This is a genomic window from Pseudomonas simiae, assembly GCF_000934565.1.
Lineage (GTDB): Bacteria > Pseudomonadota > Gammaproteobacteria > Pseudomonadales > Pseudomonadaceae > Aquipseudomonas > Aquipseudomonas simiae.
Window position 1 is genome coordinate 3,240,534 of the sequence record NZ_CP010896.1, and the last position, 22,478, is coordinate 3,263,011.

The 22,478-nt window shown below is 61.1% G+C and carries 21 protein-coding genes and 1 pseudogene; 11 read left to right on the plus strand and 11 right to left on the minus strand.

The features are described 5' to 3' along the window. Position 1 precedes the first annotated feature (1 nt). Positions 2–769 carry a methyl-accepting chemotaxis protein gene (locus tag PF1751_RS29895; RefSeq protein WP_371857077.1) on the plus strand — a complete coding sequence of 256 codons (768 nt, stop codon included), beginning with the start codon at positions 2–4 and terminating at the stop codon, positions 767–769. A 40-nt stretch (positions 770–809) separates the two neighbouring features. Here PF1751_RS29895 and PF1751_RS14475 read toward each other — a convergent pair whose 3' ends face one another. Both PF1751_RS14475 and PF1751_RS14480 read right to left on the minus strand, forming a co-directional pair. Then, complete coding sequence (locus PF1751_RS14475; protein WP_044287267.1) at positions 810–1,586, minus strand: nucleotidyltransferase domain-containing protein; 777 nt, start codon at positions 1,584–1,586, stop codon at positions 810–812. Between the two features lie 103 nt (positions 1,587–1,689). Continuing rightward, positions 1,690–2,721, minus strand: a complete 1,032-nt coding sequence (locus PF1751_RS14480) for a UV damage endonuclease UvsE (protein WP_042572270.1) — start codon at positions 2,719–2,721, stop codon at positions 1,690–1,692. A gap of 172 nt (positions 2,722–2,893) precedes the next feature. Between PF1751_RS14480 and PF1751_RS14485 the strand changes: the two genes are divergently transcribed. The 3 genes from PF1751_RS14485 (at position 2,894) to PF1751_RS14495 (ending at position 5,587) form a co-directional block, all read left to right on the plus strand. Beyond that, entirely contained in the window at positions 2,894–3,307 is a 414-nt protein-coding gene (locus tag PF1751_RS14485; RefSeq protein ID WP_044287268.1) for a DUF2231 domain-containing protein, read from the plus strand. Next, a complete protein-coding gene (locus PF1751_RS14490) occupies positions 3,304–4,596 on the plus strand; it encodes a PQQ-dependent sugar dehydrogenase (RefSeq protein ID WP_044287269.1) in 1,293 nt (430 codons plus the stop codon). Before PF1751_RS14485 ends, PF1751_RS14490 begins: the two co-directional genes overlap by 4 nt. Positions 4,597–4,666: 70 nt before the next feature. Then, positions 4,667–5,587 (plus strand): bifunctional helix-turn-helix transcriptional regulator/GNAT family N-acetyltransferase, encoded by a 921-nt coding sequence (locus PF1751_RS14495; RefSeq protein ID WP_010210133.1) that lies wholly within the window; start codon positions 4,667–4,669, stop codon positions 5,585–5,587. Positions 5,588–5,624: 37 nt separating this feature from the next. Here the strand turns inward: PF1751_RS14495 and PF1751_RS14500 are convergent, their stop codons facing one another. Together PF1751_RS14500 and PF1751_RS14505 are read right to left on the minus strand one after the other, a co-directional pair. Then, on the minus strand, positions 5,625–7,028 hold the full coding sequence (locus PF1751_RS14500) for an MFS transporter (RefSeq protein WP_010210132.1): 1,404 nt from the start codon (positions 7,026–7,028) through the stop codon (positions 5,625–5,627). Between the two features lie 143 nt (positions 7,029–7,171). Continuing rightward, positions 7,172–7,702, minus strand: a complete 531-nt coding sequence (locus tag PF1751_RS14505; protein WP_044287270.1) for a GNAT family N-acetyltransferase — start codon at positions 7,700–7,702, stop codon at positions 7,172–7,174. A gap of 153 nt (positions 7,703–7,855) precedes the next feature. Between PF1751_RS14505 and proP the strand changes: the two genes are divergently transcribed. Next, positions 7,856–9,358 (plus strand): glycine betaine/L-proline transporter ProP, encoded by a 1,503-nt coding sequence (gene proP, locus PF1751_RS14510; RefSeq protein ID WP_010210130.1) that lies wholly within the window; start codon positions 7,856–7,858, stop codon positions 9,356–9,358. Between the two features lie 51 nt (positions 9,359–9,409). Continuing rightward, positions 9,410–9,913 carry a GAF domain-containing protein gene (locus PF1751_RS14515; protein ID WP_010210129.1) on the plus strand — a complete coding sequence of 168 codons (504 nt, stop codon included), beginning with the start codon at positions 9,410–9,412 and terminating at the stop codon, positions 9,911–9,913. Between the two features lie 48 nt (positions 9,914–9,961). Here PF1751_RS14515 and PF1751_RS29490 read toward each other — a convergent pair. Further along, a pseudogene (locus tag PF1751_RS29490) lies at positions 9,962–10,063 on the minus strand (AraC family transcriptional regulator N-terminal domain-containing protein); the annotation flags it as partial. A 94-nt stretch (positions 10,064–10,157) separates the two neighbouring features. Here PF1751_RS29490 and PF1751_RS14520 point away from each other — a divergent pair. After that, positions 10,158–12,740, plus strand: a complete 2,583-nt coding sequence (locus PF1751_RS14520) for a bifunctional diguanylate cyclase/phosphodiesterase (protein WP_021493000.1) — start codon at positions 10,158–10,160, stop codon at positions 12,738–12,740. Here the strand turns inward: PF1751_RS14520 and PF1751_RS14525 are convergent. After that, positions 12,733–13,554 carry an AraC family transcriptional regulator gene (locus PF1751_RS14525; RefSeq protein WP_021492999.1) on the minus strand — a complete coding sequence of 274 codons (822 nt, stop codon included), beginning with the start codon at positions 13,552–13,554 and terminating at the stop codon, positions 12,733–12,735. The two genes, PF1751_RS14520 and PF1751_RS14525, sit on opposite strands and share 8 nt — an antisense overlap. A gap of 98 nt (positions 13,555–13,652) precedes the next feature. On the opposite strand from PF1751_RS14525, the gene PF1751_RS14530 reads away from it, so the two are divergent. Further along, a complete protein-coding gene (locus PF1751_RS14530; protein WP_010210123.1) occupies positions 13,653–14,864 on the plus strand; it encodes an MFS transporter in 1,212 nt (403 codons plus the stop codon). Positions 14,865–14,973: 109 nt separating this feature from the next. Further along, complete coding sequence (locus tag PF1751_RS14535) at positions 14,974–16,140, plus strand: GGDEF domain-containing protein (protein WP_021492998.1); 1,167 nt, start codon at positions 14,974–14,976, stop codon at positions 16,138–16,140. A gap of 84 nt (positions 16,141–16,224) precedes the next feature. Here the strand turns inward: PF1751_RS14535 and PF1751_RS14540 are convergent, their stop codons facing one another. Then, positions 16,225–16,530: a DUF2834 domain-containing protein gene (locus PF1751_RS14540; protein WP_010210119.1), complete on the minus strand. Its 306-nt coding sequence runs from the start codon at positions 16,528–16,530 to the stop codon at positions 16,225–16,227. Positions 16,531–16,613: 83 nt separating this feature from the next. On the opposite strand from PF1751_RS14540, the gene PF1751_RS14545 reads away from it, so the two are divergent. Beyond that, the gene (locus PF1751_RS14545) at positions 16,614–17,402 is read left to right on the plus strand and encodes a helix-turn-helix domain-containing protein (protein WP_021492995.1); all 789 of its coding nucleotides are present in this window, start codon (positions 16,614–16,616) and stop codon (positions 17,400–17,402) included. Positions 17,403–17,455: 53 nt separating this feature from the next. After that, positions 17,456–19,165: an amidase gene (locus tag PF1751_RS14550; protein ID WP_162484836.1), complete on the plus strand. Its 1,710-nt coding sequence runs from the start codon at positions 17,456–17,458 to the stop codon at positions 19,163–19,165. 481 nt (positions 19,166–19,646) lie between these two features. On the opposite strand, the gene PF1751_RS14555 is transcribed toward PF1751_RS14550, so the two are convergent. The 4 genes from PF1751_RS14555 to PF1751_RS14570 form a co-directional block, all read right to left on the minus strand. Next, positions 19,647–20,384 carry a CPBP family intramembrane glutamic endopeptidase gene (locus tag PF1751_RS14555; RefSeq protein WP_044287272.1) on the minus strand — a complete coding sequence of 246 codons (738 nt, stop codon included), beginning with the start codon at positions 20,382–20,384 and terminating at the stop codon, positions 19,647–19,649. A gap of 7 nt (positions 20,385–20,391) precedes the next feature. Then, on the minus strand, positions 20,392–20,862 hold the full coding sequence (locus tag PF1751_RS14560) for a RidA family protein (protein WP_010210112.1): 471 nt from the start codon (positions 20,860–20,862) through the stop codon (positions 20,392–20,394). Further along, the gene (locus PF1751_RS14565) at positions 20,859–21,077 is read right to left on the minus strand and encodes a DUF6434 domain-containing protein (protein ID WP_021491535.1); all 219 of its coding nucleotides are present in this window, start codon (positions 21,075–21,077) and stop codon (positions 20,859–20,861) included. The genes PF1751_RS14560 and PF1751_RS14565 overlap by 4 nt, the downstream gene beginning before the upstream one ends. A 95-nt stretch (positions 21,078–21,172) precedes the next feature. Continuing rightward, positions 21,173–22,270, minus strand: a complete 1,098-nt coding sequence (locus tag PF1751_RS14570) for an SMP-30/gluconolactonase/LRE family protein (RefSeq protein ID WP_010210110.1) — start codon at positions 22,268–22,270, stop codon at positions 21,173–21,175. Positions 22,271–22,478 lie beyond the last annotated feature (208 nt).

The window sequence follows — 22,478 nt, forward strand, 5'->3', positions numbered from 1 at the left end:
TATGAATGAGGCGGCCGGACGCCAGCGTGAGGCGGTCGAGCTTGTATCCACTGCGTTCAACGAGATGGTCGCCACTGCCAACGAAGTCGCACGGTCCTGCAGCGGCGCGGCGGAATCCGCCGAGAACGGGCACCGTCGCGTGGCCGAGGGCAAGCAGCAGATCGAAGTCACCACCGATAACGTCAACCGCCTGGGGCGCCGCCTGACGGAATCATCCCAGGCCATGGTCGAACTGGAAGCCGGCAGCCGCAGCATCAACCAGATCCTCGGCACCATCCGTGCGATTGCCGAACAGACCAACCTGCTGGCGCTCAACGCGGCTATCGAGGCCGCCCGTGCCGGTGATCAGGGCCGTGGTTTTGCGGTGGTGGCCGACGAAGTACGCGCCCTGGCCAAACGCACCTCCGACTCCACCGGCGAAATCGAACAACTGCTCGGCACCCTGGAAAACAAGACCCAGGAAGTCACGCAAAAGATGGGCAGTTGCCTGGACCTGTCGCGGGCCAGCGTGTCGTCCATCGAAAGCGCGCGGGACAGCTTTGAAGGCATCCAGACGTCGGTCAACGAAATCCGCGACCAGAACCTGCAAATCTCCGCCGCCGCCGAGGAACAACACAGCGTGGCGGAAGAGATCAATCGGCACATCCAGCAGATCTACGACGAGGCCCGCCTGGTGGAAAGCCTGGCCAACTCGGCGCAGGACGATTCGGGACGGTTGTCCAACCTCTCGGATGAGTTGAATGGGCTGGTGGGACGGTTCAAGTCGTAGGACCCGTGTGGTTTGGTTATACCGGCGAGCACCCGTAGCACTACGCTCGCTGTGAAACCATCCAGCTCAGAAAGGCCTGAAGTCGGGCTGAGAATTTTTCACCATCGGCACTCGGGTTGCGGGCTTCAAACAGGAAGAACGCCACCTGAATCATCATCGTCGGATGCATCTGGACGAACAGCGCAACGTGCTCTTCGAGTGTCTGCGGCCACGTAGCCGCATCGGGCGAACGGAATACATGGGTCGCCCTGATCAACTTGCGTGACGCTTCACGCTGCCAGCGAAGCCGCTCCAATTCGCTGTCGGCGCCTGCGATGCGTGTGAGGTAGTCGGTCAAAACCTTTTCGAAGTCACCGTTCATGGCCAAGGCAATTTCCACGGAAGGCCGAAACCGCTCAACGTGCAGCGCAAGGTCCTCCCCCCATACACATCGGCAATGGTGCTTGAGCCAGAATCCCCAGCTGTTCAGGTTTTCGGCCGCCACTACTTCCCCACGGCTGCCAATATCGAAATCGACCTTGGTGACTTGCGAATGCCGGCGCTCCAGGTCGCGCCGGATTGCTTCCAACCGTTCCAGTACCTGTGAAGTCGGCGGCTGGCGCAGCACCAGCGTGAGATCAAGATCGGAAACACCAGGGACGGCATCACCGCGCGCCACACTGCCATAGAGGTAGATGCCCTCCACTCCTAGCTCTTCGTGCGAGAGCGCGGTGCAGGCATCTTCAAGCAATGACTGAAACTCGCTCTGCACGGGCGTTTCTGGGATTGTGAGGACAAAACCTTCGGCGTCGACGCCGTTAAAATGCGTTGCACTCACGAACGAAGCACCTCAATCCCCCCCTCCTCCCACGCGAACGTTGATTGGCCCGAGGCGATCTTGCCGCACAATAGCTGCAGGGTTGGCATGGTTGCAGGCTCCCTCACTGAACTGAACGTCGCTTGAAATGCTCATAAAACGCCCACGCTGCCACATTCTTGTCCTTGGACTCCAGCATGATGTCGAAGCGATCGAAAAACTGCAGCGCGTAGTCGTTGGTCCAGCGGTTCCACATTTGCGCGCTGTGGGCGTACAGGTCGCGCTTGGCGACCACCTTCAACAACGCATCCATTTCCAGTTTGTGCTCGGCGTCGAAACCGAGCGCCTGCAAGACTTCCTGGGGCTGAGAGTAATGCATGGTAGGGCGCACGCCGCGCCAGCTTTCAATCACGCGGGCGACCCGTTCCGAGTGCGGGTCGATGTACTCGTTTTCATTGATCCAGCAATGATGGATATCCAGCACCACCGGCGCCAGGTCGGCAACTTGCAGGCAATGGTCGAGGCCATAGGTTTTTTCGTCGTTCTCGAAGGTGATGCAGTTGCGCGCCACTTCCGACAGCCGCGCCCACACCGCACGGGTGCCTTCCACACCCAGGCGACCGGCGATATGCACGTTGCATTTGAGGTCCTGGAAGCGCCGGCCGTAGCCCATCATGCGGATCATGTCGGCGTGGTATTCAAACTCGGCCAGGCTGTTTTCCACCACACCGGGGTTCTCCGAACCGAGCACGCAGTACTGCCCGGGGTGGAACGACAGGCGGATATCCGACGCACGCGCCAGCTCGCCAATGGCCGCGAAGCCTTCCTCCAATTGACGCTCGATGGCCGGGTCTGTGTACACGGCGGCGACTTTTGGGTGGCTGTAAAACGGCAGCAAATCGCTGCTCAGGCGCAGCATGCGCAAGGTCGGCGGCAGTTCGGCGACATAGGCCAGCAAGCGCAATTGGGCGGCCAGGTTGTGAGTGACCACTTCCACCAGCTTGTCGCGGGCCACTTGCGGCGTGACGCTGTCCATCCAGCGCAACGTGGTGGTGCGCGGATTGAAGGGGCCCTCGATCAACTTCAGGGCACTGGCGGACAGCAGGCGCTCGGGATGTCGGTACTGGCACGCAAAGCCGATGCGGGGGTGGGTCATGGAGTCGCCTGGCGAAAGCAAAGAATGGAATGATACGGCGTTAGGCCGGCGCCGCCCTAGAGGGTTCCCACTATTTCGAAACGTTTCACGCTGAACTTTCTCACACACGCTGCGTTCACTTCTTATGCGCTGCCCCGTCCAGGGGCGTTGTACAACAAGGAGCCGCCCCCCTATGACTACCCTTCCCGCCTACCGATACGCACCCGGGCCGCTGCATGCGACCTTGCTCGCCGGCACCGTGCCGTTGTTTCTCGGTGCCTTGCTCAGCGACATTGCTTACACCCAGACCTACCAGATTCAATGGGCCAACTTCTCGGCCTGGCTGATTGCCGGTGCACTGGTATTCGCAGGCTTTGCGTTTTTGTTTGCGCTGGTCAACCTGCTCCGTGCCGAACGCAAGGCCGGGCAACCCACACGATATGTCCTGTTGCTGCTGGTCACCTGGATACTCGGCCTGGTCAATGCCTTCCAACACGCCAAGGACGCCTACGCCTCGATGCCCGGCGGCCTGATCCTGTCGGCGATTGTCTTGCTGCTGACGTTGGCGGCCACCTGGACCGGCCTGCGCTCGGGAGGTGTTAAATGAAAACGTCCAGCACCCTGACCCTATTAAGCGCTGCGCTGCTGCTGACCGCATGTGGTGGTGAAGGCGACAAGACCCAGGCCCGTGGCCCCGACCCCAAGTTGCCGGAACAGCAAAGCAGCCTGCTACCCAGCATGAAGATTGCCGAGCCGGCCCCCTGGGGCGAACAGAAACCCAAGGTGCCGCAAGGCTACAGCGTCACCGCCATCGCCACTGACCTGGCCATCCCGCGCCAGACCCTGGTGCTGCCCAACGGCGACATCCTCGTTGCCGAAGGCCGTGGCGGCGGCGCGGCCAAGCTCAAGCCCAAGGATGTGATCGCCAGCCTGATCAAGGCCGAAGGCAACACCAAGGTCAAGAGCGGCAACCGCCTGACGTTGCTGCGTGACGCCGATGGCGACGGCACCTATGAACTCAAGACCGTGTTCGCCGAAAACCTCAACGCGCCATACGGCCTGGCATTTGCCAACGGCAAGCTCTACGTGGCCAACCAGGATGCACTGGTGAGTTTCGACTACGCCGACGGCCAGACCAAGGCCGCTGGCCCACCCACCAAGGTCACCGACCTGCCGGCGCAGATCAACCACCACTGGACCAAGTCCCTGGCGGTGAGTGCTGACGGCAGCCAGCTCTACGTGGGTATCGGCTCCAACAGCAACATCACCGAACGTGGCATGGAAGTGGAGATCGATCGCGCGATGGTCTGGCAGATCGACGCCGCAACCGGCGCGCACAAGCCTTATGCAACGGGCCTGCGCAACCCGACAGCGCTGACCCTGCAGCCTGACACCGGTCAACTGTGGACCGTTGTGAACGAACGCGACGAACTGGGCCCCGACCTGGTGCCGGACTACCTGACCTCCGTGCGTGAAGGCGCGTTCTACGGCTGGCCGTACAGCTACTGGGGCCAGAATGTCGACCCGCGTGCCCAGCCACAGAACCCGGCCAAGGTTGCCGCCGCGATCAAGCCGGATTACAGCCTGGGCTCCCACGTGGCAGCCCTTGGCGTGGACTTCTCTATCCCGGAAATGGGCGAGCAGTTTGCAGACGGCGTATTCGTCGGTGAACACGGCAGTTGGAACCGCGACAACCCGGTGGGCTACAAAGTGATCTTTGTGCCGTTCAGCAACGGCAAACCGTCCGGCGAGCCGATCGACTTCGCCACCGGCTTTCGCGGCGACGACGGCAAGACCCGTGGGCGCCCGGTCGGCGTGACGGTGGATCCAAAAGGTGCGCTGATCATCGCCGATGACTTGGCCAATACCATTTGGCGGGTGACACGTAACCGCTAAGCAAACCGTTTGACATGGTTGCCTGAAGCAACAATATAATTGCTTCAGGCAACTATTCGAGCATTTCAGCATGTCCACTCCCCTGCTTGTCGAACGCGCCGGCATCGTGCGCAGTTTCAATCGCTTCTACACCCACCAGATCGGCGTACTGCAGGAACACCTGCTGCAAAGCGACTATTCGCTCACCGAAATCCGCGTGATGTACGAATTGTCTACCCGCGGCGATCTCACCAGCGCGGACCTGTGTCAGATGCTCAGCCTCGACGCGGGCTACTTGAGCCGATTGACCAGTGGCTTCGAAAAGAAGGGCCTGATCCAGAAAGTCCGCTCCGCTACCGATGCACGGGCGGTGCAACTGCATCTCACCGACCACGGCCGTGCGGTGCTGAAGCCCCTGGAACAGCAGACCCAGAACGAAGTCATCACCCTGCTCGAGAACTTGCCTGAACCACAACAGCGGCAACTCACCGACGCCATGAAACGCATCCAGGCCCTGCTGCAAGGCACGGCGCCCAACTACCTGCTGCGCGATCCTCAACCCGGCGACATGGGCGTGGTGGTGCAGCAACAAACCGCGTTGTATGCCCGTGAATACGGTTGGAACTGGGAGTTCGAAGCGCTGGTGGCGGAGACTGTCGCCAAATACCTGAGGGCGTTTGATCCCACCTGCGAGCGTTGCTGGATCGCGGAAAAAGACGCTGAAGTGGTGGGTTCGGTGTTCGTGATCCGCCACGACGACACCACGGCCAAGCTGCGCATGCTTTACGTGGATGCCAGCGCGCGGGGCATGGGTATCGGCCAACGGCTGGTGGATGAGTGCGTACGCTTTGCCCGGCAGGTCGGCTACCAGCGCATGCAGCTGTGGACGGTGGACGTCCTCAGCGATGCGCGCAAGCTCTATCAGAAAGCCGGGTTCGAATTGGTCGAGGAAGAAACGATGGACAGCTTCGGCAAATCCCTGGTCAGCCAGACCTGGGCGCGTGCGTTGTGAAAGAGGCCCGCGCCGTTGCGGCGCGGGACATCGGACCTTACAGGTCAGTGATTTCCTTGTGACGCGGCACCAGTGTCTTCATCACACTCCAGGCCACCAAGTAGGCCAGCGCGCAGATGGCGAACATGATCATGTAGCCGGTGTGGATGTCACCGACCGACTTGTAGTAGTCGAACACCCAACCGCCGATCTTGGTCATTACCACGCCGCCCAGGCCGCCGGCCATGCCGCCGATACCGACCACCGAGGCGACGGTTTTCTGCGGGAACATGTCCGACACGGTGGTGAAGATGTTGCATGACCACGCCTGGTGCGCCGAGGCGCCCACGCCGATCAGCAATACCGGCACCCAGAAGCTGATGTAGCCCAACGGCTGTGCCAGCAACACCACCAGCGGGAACAGCGCGATCACCAGCATGGCTTTCATGCGGCCATCGTAGGGTGCATCACCGCGCGCCATGAAGTAGCTGGGGAACCAGCCGCCGCCGATGCTGCCGACCATCGTCATGCTGTACAGCACCGCCAGCGGCATGACGATATCGGCGCCTTTCATGCCGTATTGCGCCGACAGGTAGGTGGGCAGCCAGAACAGGAAAAACCACCACACGCCGTCCGTCATGAACTTGCCGAAGGCAAACGCCCAGGTCTGACGGTAGGTGAGCAACTTGAACCAGGAGACTTTCTTTTCCGGGGCGCCGGCCGGCGCTGGGGTGAAGGGCTGCACGGTCTGATCACTGCGGATATACGCCAGTTCTTCGGGCGACAGGCGTTTCTGCTCCTCCGGCTTCTGGTAAAGCGCGATCCACACCACAACCCACACGAAGCCCAGGCCGCCGATCACGATAAACGCCGCTTCCCACCCCCACAGACCGGCAATCAACGGCACGCAGATCGGCGCCAGGATTGCGCCGACGTTGGCACCGGAGTTGAAGATACCCGTGGCCAGCGAGCGTTCCTTTTTGGGGAAATACTCAGCAGTCGCCTTGATCGCAATCGGGAAGTTGCCCGCTTCGCCAATCGCCAGTACCGCACGGGACAACATGAAACCGGCAATCGACACCGGGATCACCGCCAGGCCAATCGCACCACTGATGGCCGCAATGCCCTCGCCCATGGGCACCGAGAACGCATGCATGATGGCGCCCGTGGACCAGATGGCGATTGCCACCACATAAGCCGCCTTGGTGCCGATCTTGTCGACAAAGCGCCCGGCAAACAGCATGGAGATCGCGTAGACGAACTGGAACACTGCCGCAATGTTCGCGTAGTCAGTGTTGCTCCAGCCAAATTGCGTCGACAACTGAGGCGCCAGCAAGCTGAGCACCTGGCGATCGAGGTAGTTGACGGTGGTCGCGAAAAACAGCATCGCGCAGATGGTCCAGCGATAGTTGCCTACAGCTTGGCCAACGCGGTGCGCGTTGATGGGCTCGTTCAAGTTCATGGCATCACTTTTTATTTTTGTTAGATAGGACACATGTAACGTCATATGTCGTCGTACAACTACGGCTTTTATATCGGGACGCCTGAACGCTGTCAATCTGAAAGATTGCCGCTTAACCCGGTATTGCGTGGGTATTTGAAATATCAGGAAAAATCAGTTGTAGGATGACAAATCCGAAAAACCAGGCTTGGTGCCTTCCCCGGCACATCATCGAGCACGCCGAAAGGCTGCATGCCGATCTTTTCCAGTACGCGGATTGATGCCCCATGGTCCGGTCGCACCAGGCCGAACACCTCGCGCAGGCCGAGCGTCTGGAATGCCAGCGCCAAGGCATCACGGCCCAACTCGGTGGCGTAGCCCTGCCCCCAGGCTTGCGCCGCAAAACGGTACCCCAGGTTGATACGCCGTTCGGCCAGGTAGTCGAGCGGCGCGATTCCACCAAAGCCTATGATGTGATGCGGCGTTTCAGTGCGTGCAATCGCCCACCAGCCGTAGCCCTGGGTGGCCCATTGTTCAAGCCATTTATCCAGCAAGCGTTGCGCCCCCTCAAGACTGGCGATGGGGCCAGAGGGGTTGAACACATTGGTCTGCGGATCGCCGTAGATCGCGAACAATCGCTGCACGTCGCACGCTTGGGGTGGGCGGTAGATCAGGCGTGACGCGACGGCCGACATACGGATTACTCCCCTGTGAATCTGTAAAGTTCAAGCTTTCTGCAAAAAAACGCAAATAGAGCTGAATTATTTCATGTCCGCTTGTATCTGAACTGACAGAGCGGTGCCATCGCAACGATGGCACCTCCCCTGTTCTGCTTTAGAGTGCTCCGCATGAAATTACGTAAGAAAAGCGTCAAGCCCATCGGATTGAAAGACATCACCATCGTCGACGACACCAAGGTGCGCAAGGCAATCACCGCCGCAGCCTTGGGTAACGCCATGGAATGGTTCGACTTTGGCGTCTACGGTTTTGTCGCCTATGTGCTGGGCAAGGTGTTCTTCCCGGACGCCTCACCCAGCGTACAAATGATCGCCGCACTCGGCACCTTCTCCGTGCCGTTCCTGATCCGCCCACTGGGTGGCCTGTTCTTCGGCGCACTGGGCGATAAGTACGGGCGGCAGAAGGTCCTTGCCGCGACCATCGTGATCATGTCCCTGAGCACCTTCGCCATCGGCCTGATCCCCTCCTACGCCTCTATTGGTATCTGGGCGCCGATTTTGCTGTTGCTGTGCAAAATGGCCCAGGGTTTCTCGGTAGGGGGTGAATACACCGGCGCGTCAATCTTCGTCGCCGAGTATGCCCCGGACCGCAAGCGCGGCTTTCTCGGCAGTTGGCTCGACTTCGGCTCCATCGCCGGTTTCGTGCTGGGCGCGGGCGTGGTGGTGCTGATTTCCAGCATCCTGGGCGAAGCCGACTTCGAGTCGTGGGGCTGGCGCCTGCCGTTCTTCCTTGCCCTGCCCCTGGGCATCATCGGCCTGTACCTGCGTCATGCACTGGAGGAAACCCCAGCCTTCCAGCAGCACATGGACAAAATGGAGCAAGGTGACCGCGAAGGCCTGACACACGGCCCCAAAGTCTCGTTCAAGGAAGTCGCGACCAAGCACTGGCGTAGCCTGTTGACCTGCATCGGGATTGTTGCGGCGACCAACGTGACCTACTACATGTTGCTCACCTACATGCCGAGCTACCTGTCGCACAACCTGCACTACAAAGAAAACAGCGGCGTACTGATCATCATCGCGATCATGGTCGGCATGCTGTTCGTGCAGCCTTTCATTGGTTTTATCAGCGACAAGATCGGCCGCAAGCCCTTCATCATTGCCGGCAGTATCGGCCTGTTGTTCCTGTCCATCCCTGCGTTCATGCTGATCACCAGCGGCAAGATCGGCCTGATCTTCGCCGGTTTGCTGATCCTCGCCGTGATCCTCAACTTCTTCATCGGCGTGATGGCTTCGACGTTGCCGGCAATGTTCCCCACCCACCTGCGCTATAGTGCGCTGGCCAGTGCGTTCAACGTGTCGGTACTGATCGCCGGCCTCACCCCGACCGCCGTGGCCTGGCTGGTGGAAAGCACCAACGACCTGTACATGCCCGCCTACTACCTGATGGTGTTTGCCGTGGTCGGCCTGATCACCGGCCTGACCATGAAGGAAACCGCCAACAAGCCGCTGCGTGGCGCCGCACCGGCGGCTTCGGACATGGAAGAAGCCAAGGAATTGCTGCAGGAACATCACGACAACATCGAGCAGAAGATCGAAGACATCGATGCCGAGATTGCCGAGTTGGAAGCCAAGCGCAAGAACCTTGTAGAGCAGCATCCGCGCATCAATTAAAACCTGAACATACAGGGTGGCCCTGGCCACCCTGCCATTGGAGTGTCACCCATGGTTCCAAGCGTCACCGCTTCGCAGTCCTTACTCAGCGCAAACGAACGCGCCGCTATCGCCGAAATAGAAGCCACCACCAGCATCCTGCAATTGGTCACCCGCCTGACCGGGATGCGCTTCGCCGGCATCGCCAAATTCACCGACCTGGAATGGGTGGTGTGTTCAGTACATGACACCATCGACTTGGGCATCCATGTCGACGACGTGCTCGCCCTGGAAACCACCCTGTGCAGCGAGTTCTGCATCAACCCGCAAACCTTGTTCATCCCGCAGATCAGCCAGAACGGCCGCTACGCCGCCCGCCCGGTGGTCAAGCAATTCGCCATCGAGAGTTACGCCGGCGCCCCGATCTTTCTGCCCGATGGCCGCCTTTTTGGCGCGCTGTGTGCGCTCGATTCCAGGGCGATGCTGTTTGAAGACCCCAACCTGCCGGAAACCCTGAGCCTGTTTGCGCGACTGATCGGCTGCATATTCTTTGCTAATTTGACGTCCGATCATTGACCGGCCGTACTCACGGCTGAACTGCGAAGGGCGTTCATAGCCACCTTGAACGCCACGCTGGATCAATGGTGCTAGCACGGGGCTTGCTTCAGGCTCATCGAGCAGCGCCGCCAGGCGCGCGAACGACGCCAGCATGCCATCGGTCGCCGTGGCTGGCAGCACGCGCCAGCGGTCTCAATATTTTCCCGGCGCAGCCGATAGCACGTGATACCCCCTGACTTGCAGCGACGCCCTGCGGGAAACAATGCCGAACTCTCTCGCTCCTATCGTCCGCTCACTGTCCGATCGCACCAGCCTGTCGCTGGCGCGCACCTCACTCTTCAGGTTCATGGCCTTGCTGGCCGTGGTCTTTGCAGTCGCCGCTTACTCGCTGATTTTCCTTGCCCAAGAACTGGACCGCTCCGAGCAGGTTGAAAGCGCGTTCTACACCCGTAGAGCCGTGCAGTCTCTGGAAAAATCCCTGCGGGTGACCGTCAAGGACTACGCCTTCTGGAGTGATGCCTACCGGCACTTGCACGTGAAAGTGGACGACGATTGGGCCTTTGTCCGGGGCAACATCGGCGCGTCGCTGTTCGACGACTTCGGCTTTCAAGGCCTGTTCGTGGTCGACGACGCCAACCGCACGGTGTATGCCGTCGTTGACGGCCAATTGCAGACAGTCGAACTCACCCAGTGGCTCGACGGGCCCATCACTGGAATTATCGAGCAGGCTCGCGCCGGTGCAGACAGCGAGACATCCGCCACGACCTTTATCAACGTGCGCGGCAGCCCTGCTTTGGTGGCCGCCGCCGCCATCACCCCCGGCACCGACCCCACGGTGTTGCCCGACGGCCGACCGGCGTCGGTGCTGATCTTTGTCGACATCCTCGACAGCGCGAAACTGACAGCGATCGGCGATGAGTTCGGCGTGGACAAACTGCACATCGCTACCCCCGATGAAATCGGCAAGACCTTGCTCTTGCCCCTCGGCGACAACGGTGCGGCCGGCAGCCTGCACTGGGAGCCGGCTCGCCCCGGTTTGCGCCTGATGAGTGTAGGCCTGCCCTTGTTGGGCCTGGCTGCGTTGCTGGTGTGCTTGATGTCTTGGGTCATTTCGCGCCGCACGACGGCGGCCGCGCTCGCCCTGGACGCCAGCCATTCCTCGCTGCAGAACAGCCAGAATGCCCTGGCCACCAGCGAAGCACGTTTTCGCGATGTGGTGGAAGCCAGTTCCGATTGGGTCTGGGAAATCGACGGCGACTGGCGCTTTACCTACCTGTCGGAACGCTTCGAAGGTGTGACCGGGCTGGTGCGCGATGCCTGGATCGGCGCCACGATAAACGATTTGCTGGAAACCGAAACCGGCCTGCTGTCCCAGTGGCTCAGCGCACCTGGGCGTCGCCCGGATATCAGCGTGCAGTGTCGTTACGTCGATGCACTGGGGCTGGAACGCAGCACCCGGCTGTCCGCACGGCAGATGCCGTGTGGCGGGTTTCGCGGCACCGCCACCGATGTGACGGAAGAAGTCGAAGCCCGTCGACGCATCGAGTTCTTGTCCCAGCATGACGCCCTCACCGGGCTGCCCAATCGCACGCGGCTGCAAGCGTTCCTGGAAGGCAAGTTCAAGGCCATGCCCACCTCGGAGCAGCCCCTGGTCATGCTCAGCCTGGACCTCGATCGATTCAAGCCGGTCAATGACCTGCTTGGACACGCTGCCGGTGATCGGGTGCTCAACGAAGTGTCTTCCCGACTGGCCGACTGCGTACGCCATGGCGATCTGGTCGCCCGTATTGGCGGTGATGAGTTTGTACTGATCCTGACGGATGCAGGTACGCAAGACGAAGTCGAAATCCTGTGCAAGCGCCTGATCGAATCCATAGAGCGCACGATCAGAATCGACGAGCAAGAGGTGTTCGTCAGCGCCAGCATCGGGATCGCCATCGCCCCCAACGATGCCCGCGAGGCCGCGGAACTGCTGCGCTACGCTGACATTGCCCTGTACGAAGCCAAAGCGGCAGGCCGTAATACCTGGCGGTTCTACTCCGGCGACATGAACGCGCGGATCATCGAACGTCGACGCCTGGAGAGCGATCTGCGCTACGGCATCAAGCACGGCGAGCTGCGCTTGTATTTCCAGCCGCGCTATCGCATCGCCGACGGGCAAATGGTAGGCGCCGAAGCCTTGGTGCGCTGGCAACATCCTGTGCGTGGGCTGATTGCACCTGACACCTTCATCCCGATTGCCGAAGAATCGGGGCTGATCCTGGCGTTGAGCGACTGGGTACTCGAAACCGCCTGCGCGTGCGCTGCCCAATGGCCGGAACATCTGTTTGTGTCGGTGAACCTGTCACCCACCGAGTTCAAGCGGGGCAACCTGGTGGAGCGCACACGCCAGGCACTGGCGGTCTCCGGTATCGACCCGGCGCGGGTGGAACTTGAAATCACCGAAAGCGTCATGCTTGAAGATGCCAGCGGCGCACTGGAGGTCATGCACACGCTCAAGCGCTTGGGCCTACGCATCGCCATGGATGATTTCGGCACCGGCTACTCATCCCTGAGCTATCTGCGGGCGTTCCCATTCGATGGTTTGAAGATCGACCGCAGCTTCCTGACCCGCCTGGAAGAAAGCGACGATGACAAGGCAATCATCCACGCGATTGTCGGTCTGGGCCGAGCCCTGGCCCTGACGGTGACAGCCGAAGGCATCGAAACCGCTGAGCACTTGGCAATGCTCAAGAGCGTGGCCTGTGAAGAGGGCCAAGGCTATTTCCTCAGCCGACCGCTGGACTTCGACGGGTTCAACGGCCTGCTGGACCTGCACGCCAACGTCACGCAGGGTGCTACCTGAAGAAATGACTCGGCGTCTTGCCGAACTGCTTCTTGAACATGCTGGTAAAGGCGCTCGGGCTTTCATAGCCCAGCTCCAGGGCGATATCGATCACCTTCTCCCCCACCGCAATGCGCTCCAACGCCAGCAGCAAGCGCGCCTGCTGGCGCCACTGGCCGAAGGTCATGCCGGTTTCCTTGCGGAACAGGCGCTGGATGGTTTTCTGGTCCAGGCTCAGGCGCTCACTCCAATGCGCCACAGTCGAAGCGTCACCCGGTTCATCTTGCAACGCGAGGCAGATGCGCTGCAGGCGCGGGTCGGCGGGCTGGGGCAAAGACAGTGGCAATGCGGGCAGGATGGCGAGTTCGTCAAGGATCAGGTGCATGATCCGCGCGTCCCGCGAGTCCTCGGCGTACGGCGGTTTCAGGCTCACCGACGCCTTGATCAGCTCGCTCAGCAACGGCGAGATGCTCACGGTCTTCGGCTCGCCGGGCATGTTCGGGAAGCGATCCGGGCGCACAAACACGCTGCGCATTTTCAGGGTGCCCACGCAACGCAGGGAATGCACCTGCCCGGCGGGCATCCAGATCCCGCGATTGGGCGGCACCGTCCATTGGTTGAGCGCCGAGTACACCACCATCACGCCTTCGATGGCATAGAGCAGTTGGTGCTTCTCGTGGCTATGCTCGGGGATCACCCAGTTTTCCGGGTAATCCGTGGCGGAACTGATGACCGCCCAGGCGCCTTCATTGATTTCCTGGAGGAATTCGTTCAGTGGTTTAATCATTTCGCCCTTTTTGCGATAGTTGTCGCCCGAATTACGCGAGACAGGCATTCCTGACGAATCTAGCATGAACGCCGAATCATTTTGTAATGGATGGCCGCCTTAAGAAGTGGCCGCCTCTGATTAGCTGCCTTGTATGGAATGCCTGCATGTCGACCCTCACTGCGTCACCCGCCGCTGCAACCACGACACCCCAAGCCAGCCCCTTGGTCATGCGTATCCTCGGCGCCTGCGCCCTGGCGCATTTGATCAATGACCTGATCCAGGCCGTGCTGCCGTCGATCTACCCGATGCTCAAGGCCAACTACGGCCTGTCGTTTACCCAAGTGGGCCTGATCACCCTGACCTTCCAACTGACCGCCTCGCTGCTGCAGCCATGGATCGGCTACCACACCGACCGCCACCCAAAACCATGGCTGCTGCCGGCGGGTATGGTGTGCACCCTGATCGGCATTTTGATGCTGGCGTTTGTCGGCAGCTTCCCGGCGATTCTGCTCGCTGCCGGCTTGGTCGGCGTTGGCTCGTCGACCTTCCACCCGGAAACCTCCCGCGTCGCGCGCCTGGCCTCCGGCGGGCGCTACGGCCTGGCGCAGTCGACGTTCCAGGTCGGCGGCAACACCGGCAGCGCCTTGGGCCCGTTGCTGGCGGCGGCGATCATCATTCCCTACGGCCAGGGCCATATCGCCTGGTTCGGGCTGTTTGCGGTGTTCGCCATCCTTGTGCTGTACGGCCTGAGTCGCTGGTACCGCCACCACCTCAACCTGTTCAAGCTCAAGCAAGGCGGCAAAGCCACCCACGGCCTGTCCAAAGGCCGCGTGACCTTTGCCCTGGTGGTGCTCGCCGTGCTGGTGTTCTCCAAATACTGGTACATGACCAGCCTGACCAGCTACTTCACGTTCTACCTGATCGAGAAATTCCAGCTGTCGGTTTCCAGCTCCCAGATGTACCTGTTTCTGTTCCTCGGCGCCGTGGCCGTCGGCACCTTTGCGGGCGGCCCGATCGGCGACAAGATCGGCCGCAAGAAAGTCATCTGGTTCTCCATCCTCGGCGCCGCGCCGTTCACCCTGGCCCTGCCCTACGTCGACCTGTTCTGGACGGCGGTGCTGAGTGTGGTGATCGGCTTTATCATCGCGTCGGCCTTCTCGGCCATCGTGGTGTATGCCCAGGAACTGGTGCCCGGCAACGTGGGCATGATCGCCGGGGTCTTCTTCGGCCTGATGTTCGGCTTCAGCGGGATCGGTGCGGCGTTGCTCGGTTTGCTCGCCGATACCCACGGTATCGAGTACGTGTACAAACTGTGCTCGTTCCTGCCGTTGGTGGGCATCCTCACGGTCTTGTTGCCCACGACCAAAGGCGCCTGACCTGCCGATCATCGCCTGGCTGTGTGCCATCACGATGAACGCTCTGAAAAACCTGCGTGTGCGCTTACAATCCCGGTTCTAAACGCACACCAGGCAGACCCGGCAAGAAATGACGCTCGACCCTCCTACGATTTTGGCACTCACCGTTGCCCTGGCAGCCGCTGCCGCCCTGTACCTGGCCGTTGAATGGCGCAGCGTGCGCGAACCTTCGCTGCTGTGCTGGAGCACCGGTTTCGCCACCATCTGCATCGGTTCAACCCTCGCCCTGCTGCGCATCAATGGCTACCTGATGATCGGCATCTGGTTTGCCAACGGCTTGCTGGTGACTGCGCACTTCCTGTTTTTGCTCGGCGTGGCGCGGTTCACCCAAACGCGCCTGTCGCGACTGTGGCTGCTGATGCTGGTGGTCTGGCTGGGCATGCTGATGTTGCCGGCCGACCCTTTATGGTCCAAAGCGATGCTGGCTGTGCAGTCACTGTTAGTGGCATTGCCGACGCTGCGCGCCAGTTTCCTGCTACGGCCCCACGGCAAATCCTTGAGCATCGGCGCGGTGCAGTTGCGGTATGTGCTGCTGATTCATGGTGGGTTTTATGTGGCCAAGGCGCTGTCGGTGCTGATCCCCGGCACCTTGATCGACCTGGCCGCCTTCAAAGGCGAGATCATTCAGATTTCCCTGGTGGAAGGCGCCATGGCGATCATGCTGATTGCACTGTCGATGACCGGCTCCGAACGCTACCGCCGCGAACAACAGATCGCCCGCCTCGCCGCCCGCGACCCGCTGACCGCCCTCTACAACCGCCGCGCCCTCGACCTGCGCGCACCGCGCCTGCTTGCCCAAGTGTCGCCGGCGCAACCGGGAGCGCTGTTGCTGATCGACATCGACAACTTCAAATCGGTCAACGACCTCCACGGCCATACCGCCGGCGACCGCCTGCTGATCGCCTTGAGCGAAATGATCCGCGGCGTGGTGCCCCAGGGCGCGCTGGCGGCACGCCTGGGCGGGGATGAATTCGTGATCCTGCTCAACCCGGCGTCCACCGAACAGATCGTCGAACTGGGCAGCAGCCTGCGCGACCAGTTTCACCAACTCGCCTCGCAGACCTTCAACACCCCGGCGCCAGTGACCCTGAGCATCGGCGCCAACCTGTTCGATCAACCGCCGCCGAGCCTGGCGGCGTTGATTGAGCAAGGGGATACCGCGCTGTATGAAACCAAGCGCGGCGGGCGCGACAGTATTCGTCTGGTGGACCGGACCGGCGCCAGTTCCTACGGTTAGAGCTCGTCAACGAGCGTGCTCGTGACGAACGCAAGCACGCTCACCGCCCCCGTCAGCACACACCGCGCATCGAGGTGCAAACGCTCATTCATCCCGGCCTCCGTTCACCACCAGATAAAGCAACGGCCCCACCGACACAAACACCGCCGTGAGCAAAAAATAGGGCAGCACCGACGCCACCGACCGACCGCGCCGCTGCGTATCCCGGTACATCCATACACATGCCAGCACCGCCATCAGGTACAGGTCGATCACCACTTGCGCGGTGTCCGGCCGTGACAGCAGCTCCCGTCCAAAGGCCAGCAGCGACTGATCAGCCGTGAGCATCGTCGCCAGGGTGTACAGTGAAAACCCGAGCAAACCAGCCAGGGCAACATAAGGTCTTTTCATGGTCGCGTCCTTGAAGTGATAAAGGCCCACGTTAGTGATAGGGTTCGACCCCTCGCAATGACCTCGGAGGTCATGATTCCGCCATGGACAACCCTGTTACTGCCGGCGAACAACTGCGCCAATTGCGCCGGCACGCCACGTTGAGCCAACTCGACCTGGCCCTGATCACCGGCATTTCCCAGCGCCACCTCAGTTGCATCGAAACCGGACGCGCCAAGCCGAGTCCCGGAACGTTACACAACCTGTTGACCGCGCTGGAGGCACCGCTGGAGCAGTGCAACCGCATATTCCTCGCCGCCGGATACGCCCCACGCTATGCCGCCACCCCACTCGCCTCGCCCGCCATGGCGGCGATTCGTGAAGCGGTCAGCCATGTACTGCACGCCAACAATCCAGCCCCGGCCATTCTGTTGGGCAGCCAGTGGCAAGTGCTGGCGGCGAATGCCAGTACCGGCGTGTTATTTGAGTTGGTGGGTATTCGTCAGGATGCGGCCGAGGGCGTGAACTTGCTGACGACGCTGCTGCAACCTGGCGGCCTGGGCGATCATCTGATCAATGCCGACGAGATCCGCATCCTGGCCTGGCAACGCGCCACCCGAGAAGCGCTGGGCAACCCCGAACTGGCGGCGCTGCTGGCGGGGTTGCCGACACCCGCCAACACCGACCTGCCCGCGCACCTGCCACCGCTGGTGCTGACCCGTGTGCGCTCAAGCCAGGGCGAACTGAATTTTCTGTCCACGTTCACTACGTTTGGCATGCCCCAAGACATCACCCTCACCTCCCTGCGTATTGAACACCTGATTCCCGCTGACGAGGCCACGTGGCAGGTGATGCGCGGCGCCTATGCGGATTATGCGGCGCTGGTTTTGTGAAATATCTGTACGTAGACTGCCGCCATACCCCCATTTGAAGGCGGCGAAAAAACGTGATGCAAGTTACCGAAGTCTCCATTGCCCAATTGCGCGCTGCGCTTGAATCCGGCCAGACCACGGCCGTAGAACTGGTAAAAGCCTACCTGGCACGGATCGATGCCTATGACGGTCCGCAGACCGCCACCGCCTTGAACGCCGTGGTGGTGCGCAACCCCGAAGCGCTGAAGGAAGCCGAGGCGTCCGATGCACGCCGGGCCAAAGGCGAAACCCTGGGGCCATTGGATGGCATTCCTTACACCGCCAAAGACAGCTACCTGGTCAAGGGCCTGACTGCGGCATCCGGCAGCCCGGCGTTTGCCAAGCTGGTCGCCCAGCGTGATGCGTTCACCATCGAGCGCCTGCGCGCCGGCGGTGCTATCTGCCTGGGCAAGACCAATATGCCGCCGATGGCCAATGGCGGGATGCAACGTGGCGTGTATGGCCGCGCAGAAAGCCCGTATAACGCCGACTACCTGACCGCGCCGTTTGCCTCCGGCTCGTCCAACGGCGCTGGCACCGCGACGGCGGCGAGCTTTGCGGCCTTTGGCCTGGCAGAAGAAACCTGGTCAAGCGGGCGCGGCCCGGCGTCCAACAATGGCCTGTGCGCCTACACCCCGTCCCGCGGGGTGATTTCGGTGCGCGGCAACTGGCCGCTCACCCCGACCATGGACGTGGTGGTGCCTTACGCCCGCACCATGGCCGACCTGCTGGAAGTGCTCGACGTGGTGGTCGCCGAAGACCCGGACACCCGTGGCGACCTGTGGCGCCTGCAGCCGTGGGTGCCGATCCCGAGCGTCACCTCGGTACGCCCTGCTTCCTACGCTGAATTGGCGTCGACTGCCGAGTCCCTCGCCGGCAAACGCTTTGGCGTGCCGCGCATGTACATCAACGCCGACCCCGACGCCGGCACCAGCGAAAAACCTGGGATCGGTGGCCCGACCGGGCAGAAAATCAACACCCGCGCCAGCGTGATCGACCTGTGGCAAGACGCACGCCAGGCGCTGACAGCCGCCGGCGCAGAAGTGATCGATGTGGATTTCCCGCTGGTGTCCAACTGCGAAGGCGACCGCCCTGGCGCACCCACCGTGTTCACCCGGGGGCTGGTGTCCAAGGAATTCCTCCACGATGAACTGTGGGAACTGTCGGCCTGGGCCTTCGATGACTTCCTGCGCGCCAACAACGACCCGGCGCTCAACCGCTTGGCCGATGTGGACGGGCCGAAGATCTTCCCCCACGACCCCGGCACCCTGCCCAACCGTGAGGACGACTTGGCCGCCGGCATGGACGAATACGTGCGCATGGCCGAACGCGGCATCACCCCGTGGAACGAGATCAGCACAGTCCCCGATGGCCTGCGCGGGTTGGAACAGACCCGGCGGATCGACCTGGAAGACTGGATGGATAAGCTCGGTCTCGACGCAGTGCTGTTCCCGACCGTCGCCGACGTCGGCCCGGCGGACGCCGACGTGAACGAAGCCTCTGCCGACATCGCCTGGAGCAACGGCGTCTGGGTGGCCAACGGCAACCTCGCCATCCGCCACCTGGGCGTGCCAACCGTTACCGTGCCGATGGGCGTGATGGCGGATATCGGCATGCCGATAGGGCTGACATTCGCCGGGCGCGCCTATGATGATTCGGCGCTGCTGCGGTTTGCCTCGGCGTATGAAGCGACGGGCAGCAAACGCCGGATTCCACCGCGCACACCGCCGTTGGCGCCGATGTAACTGACTCAACGCAATCAAAATGTGGGAGCGGGCTTGCTCGCGAATGCGGTCTTTCAGTGACGGATATACCGACTGACCCACCGCTTTCGCAGGCAAGCCAGCTCCCACATTTTTCACCGCATTTCAAATGGACTGAGCGGTGCATCAACCTATAAAGCCATAGACAGTACACGTCAGAGAACGCGGTCCAACTGTGGGAGCTGGCTTGCCTGCGATGGCGGTCTTGCAGTGACCGATATGCCGACTGATCCACCGCTTTCGCAGGCAAGCCAGCTCCCACATTTTTCACCGCATTTCAAATGGACTGAGCGGTGCTTCGACCATAAAGCCACCGGCAGTACACGCCAGATCCCAACCTGGAACGCAGTTTAAATGTGGGAGCGGGCTTGCTCGCGAATGCGATCTTTCAGTGACAGATATACCGACTGACCCACCGCTTTCGCAGGCAAGCCAGCTCCCACATTTTCGCCTGCATTTCACATCAAGCCATCTGAGGCACGGCAACCAGCAGGATTGCCGTGCCATGGGTCAGCGTCGCCGCCAACACCCCGTAGCGCATGCGCACCAGCGCACAGACCAACCCTTCGATCAGCGTGAACAACAACACCGGCCAGCCCAACTGGGTGACGCTCAGTGCCAGGAACGCATGGCAAGCCGCAAACGCCACGCCGCTGGCCAGTGCGGCGCGTAAGGGCGCGACATGCTGTTCCAGATAACCCTGCAAATAACCGCGAAACAACACTTCTTCCAATGCATTGGCGCCGTAGGCCAGGACGACCATCCCCGGTAGCCATACCCAATAACCCGGGATCGCTGACGCCTCGATACCCTGGTAAAACCGGAGCGGCACACCGATCAGGCACCCGACGGCGATCCCGACCGTAAGGCCTGACGCGCGATGCCCCTTGGACCAGAGGATAAGTGGCGACAAGTCTGGCGCCACGCGCACGAGCAAGGCGATCAACAGCACCGACAAGCCACCCAGCGCTGCCAATACAAAGGTGTTTGCCGTGAATGCCAGTTGCACCGCGCTGCCAAGCGACCACATGCCCAAAGGGGTCATCACATCGCGCATCAGCACAAAAGCGACCAACAGAATCAGGATGCGCATGCCCGTCAGCGACTGGGGCGTGAGTGCGAACCACAGGCCAAAGAGCAGCAGGCCCGGCGCCAGATACGTGCCGTAGTTAATCAGTACCGCCATTCCCTGGGTAATCATCGGTCGCTCAACCGTGTGCCACCGCAATCATATCGACCTCCACCGCCGCCGACTTCGGCAACTGCATCACCCCCACCGACGTACGCGTGTGCGCCCCGGCGGCACCCAGAATTTCGTGCAACAAATCCGACGCGCCGTTGGCCACCTCACTCTGCTGATCAAAATCCTCGGCACTGCGCACGTACACGGTGATGCGCGGGATCGCCCTGACCTGGTCCAGCGAACCCAACGCCTGTTTGAGCAACCCCAAGCAACGCAAGGCACTGATACCGGCGGCGATTTGCGCCTGGGCCACGGTCAGGCTTGCTCCAACCTTGCCCGGCAGCACGATCGCATCGCCGACGCGGGGGATCTGGCCACTGATGTAGAGGTGGTTGCCGTCGCGAACCAACGGCGTGTAGTTACCGCCGATTTTGAATTCGTCCAACTGATAGCCAAGGCGTTGCTGGGCGGCCTGGTATTTCTCATCGGGTGTCATGGGCGTGAATCCTCGTTTCGGCGCAGCCACTCATCCACCACGTCGCCCAGGGTCTTGGGCTGGTCGTTGCGAATCCAGGCCATAAAGGGACGATCGAATTTGAACCCCGGACCGCAGTGCTCAAGCATGAAGCGGCGTACGTTTTGCGTGTTTTTGTAGTGTGGGGTCACGGGGGTGCTGCGGGTGATGGCGTCGCTGTGCCAATTGAAGTCCATTTGCGTGACGCTCTGATGCCTCAGGAGCCAGCAGCATAGCGCCAAATGCCACGATGAACGCCTGCCAACCGACGCCCATCGTGTTTTTTTACACGTTAGCTGCCGAAGCCGGCGTCCCGCGTATTGACGAACAACGAATAGATCGAATGGCTGCCGGCCATGAACAGGCGGTTGCCTTCGCGGCCGCCAAAACACAGGTTGGGGCAGCGTTCGGGCAGCGAGATATGCCCGATGGCCTTGCCCTGTGGATTGAACACGCGCACACCATCGAGTTTTTCCAGGTCAGCCTTGGGGTCACCATTGCCGCCCCAACCGCACCACAGGTTGCCGCTCTCGTCACACTTGATGCCGTCCAGCGCTGCATAGTCAAACCCTTCGATATGCTTGCGACGGGCACCGAGCGTGCCGTCGTCCTTAACGTCGATGGCCCAGATCAGTCGGTTGGGTTTGGCCCGACCTTCCACGACGTACAAGACTTTTTCATCCGGTGAAAAACACAGGCCATTGGGTCCGTTGAGGTCGTCGATCACCCGCGTGACCGTGCCGCTTTCGCCGTCGATGCGATAAACGCCATGGGGCTGGGTGGGTGCGATCTTGTGCCCCTCGTAGTTGTTGCTGGTCTGGAACGGCGGGTCAGTGAACCACACCGAGCCATCCCGCTTGCACACGATATCGTTGGGTGAGTTGAAAGGCTTGCCGTCAAAGCTGTCCGCCAGCACTGTAAGGCTGCCATTGTGTTCGGTACGGGTGATTCGCCGGCCCTCGCGGGTGGTCGTCGAACCTTCGCACACCAGCAGGCGGCCCTGGCGATCGCGGCACATGCCGTTGGAGAAATTGGCGTTTTCGCGGTACACCGACAGGCTGTCGGTCACTTCGTCCCAGCGCACGATACGGTTATTGGGAATATCGCTGACCAGCAGGTAGCGGCCATCGCCGATCCACACCGGCCCCTCGGCCCAGCGCAAACCGGTAGCCAACCGTTCGACACTGGCGTTGAACAGGCGCAACTCCAGGAAACTGTCATCGAGCACTTTGATCAGTGGGTCCGGATAACGCTGGCTCAACGGCTCGGCAGCATCTGCCAGGCGAGGCAAGTTACCCAGCACCGCCACCGATGCGGAAACAGCCAAGGAACGCTTGAGGAAGACGCGCCGAGTGTGGTCGGTCCGCGTGGGCAGAGGAGGAAGATCCATCGTGTGTCTCCGTTATTTTATTGTTAGACGGGACGCCATTCTTAACTAGTGATGAGACATCGTACAAGAACAATACGATCTCAAAACCCATTCCCAGCAAGCTCTGCGTAAATAATCAAAAAATTACTTTCCAAAATCAGCTTGGATATTGCAATGTTGTACGACGACACAAACAGTTACGTGTTGTCCGCCACTTCAACAACAATAA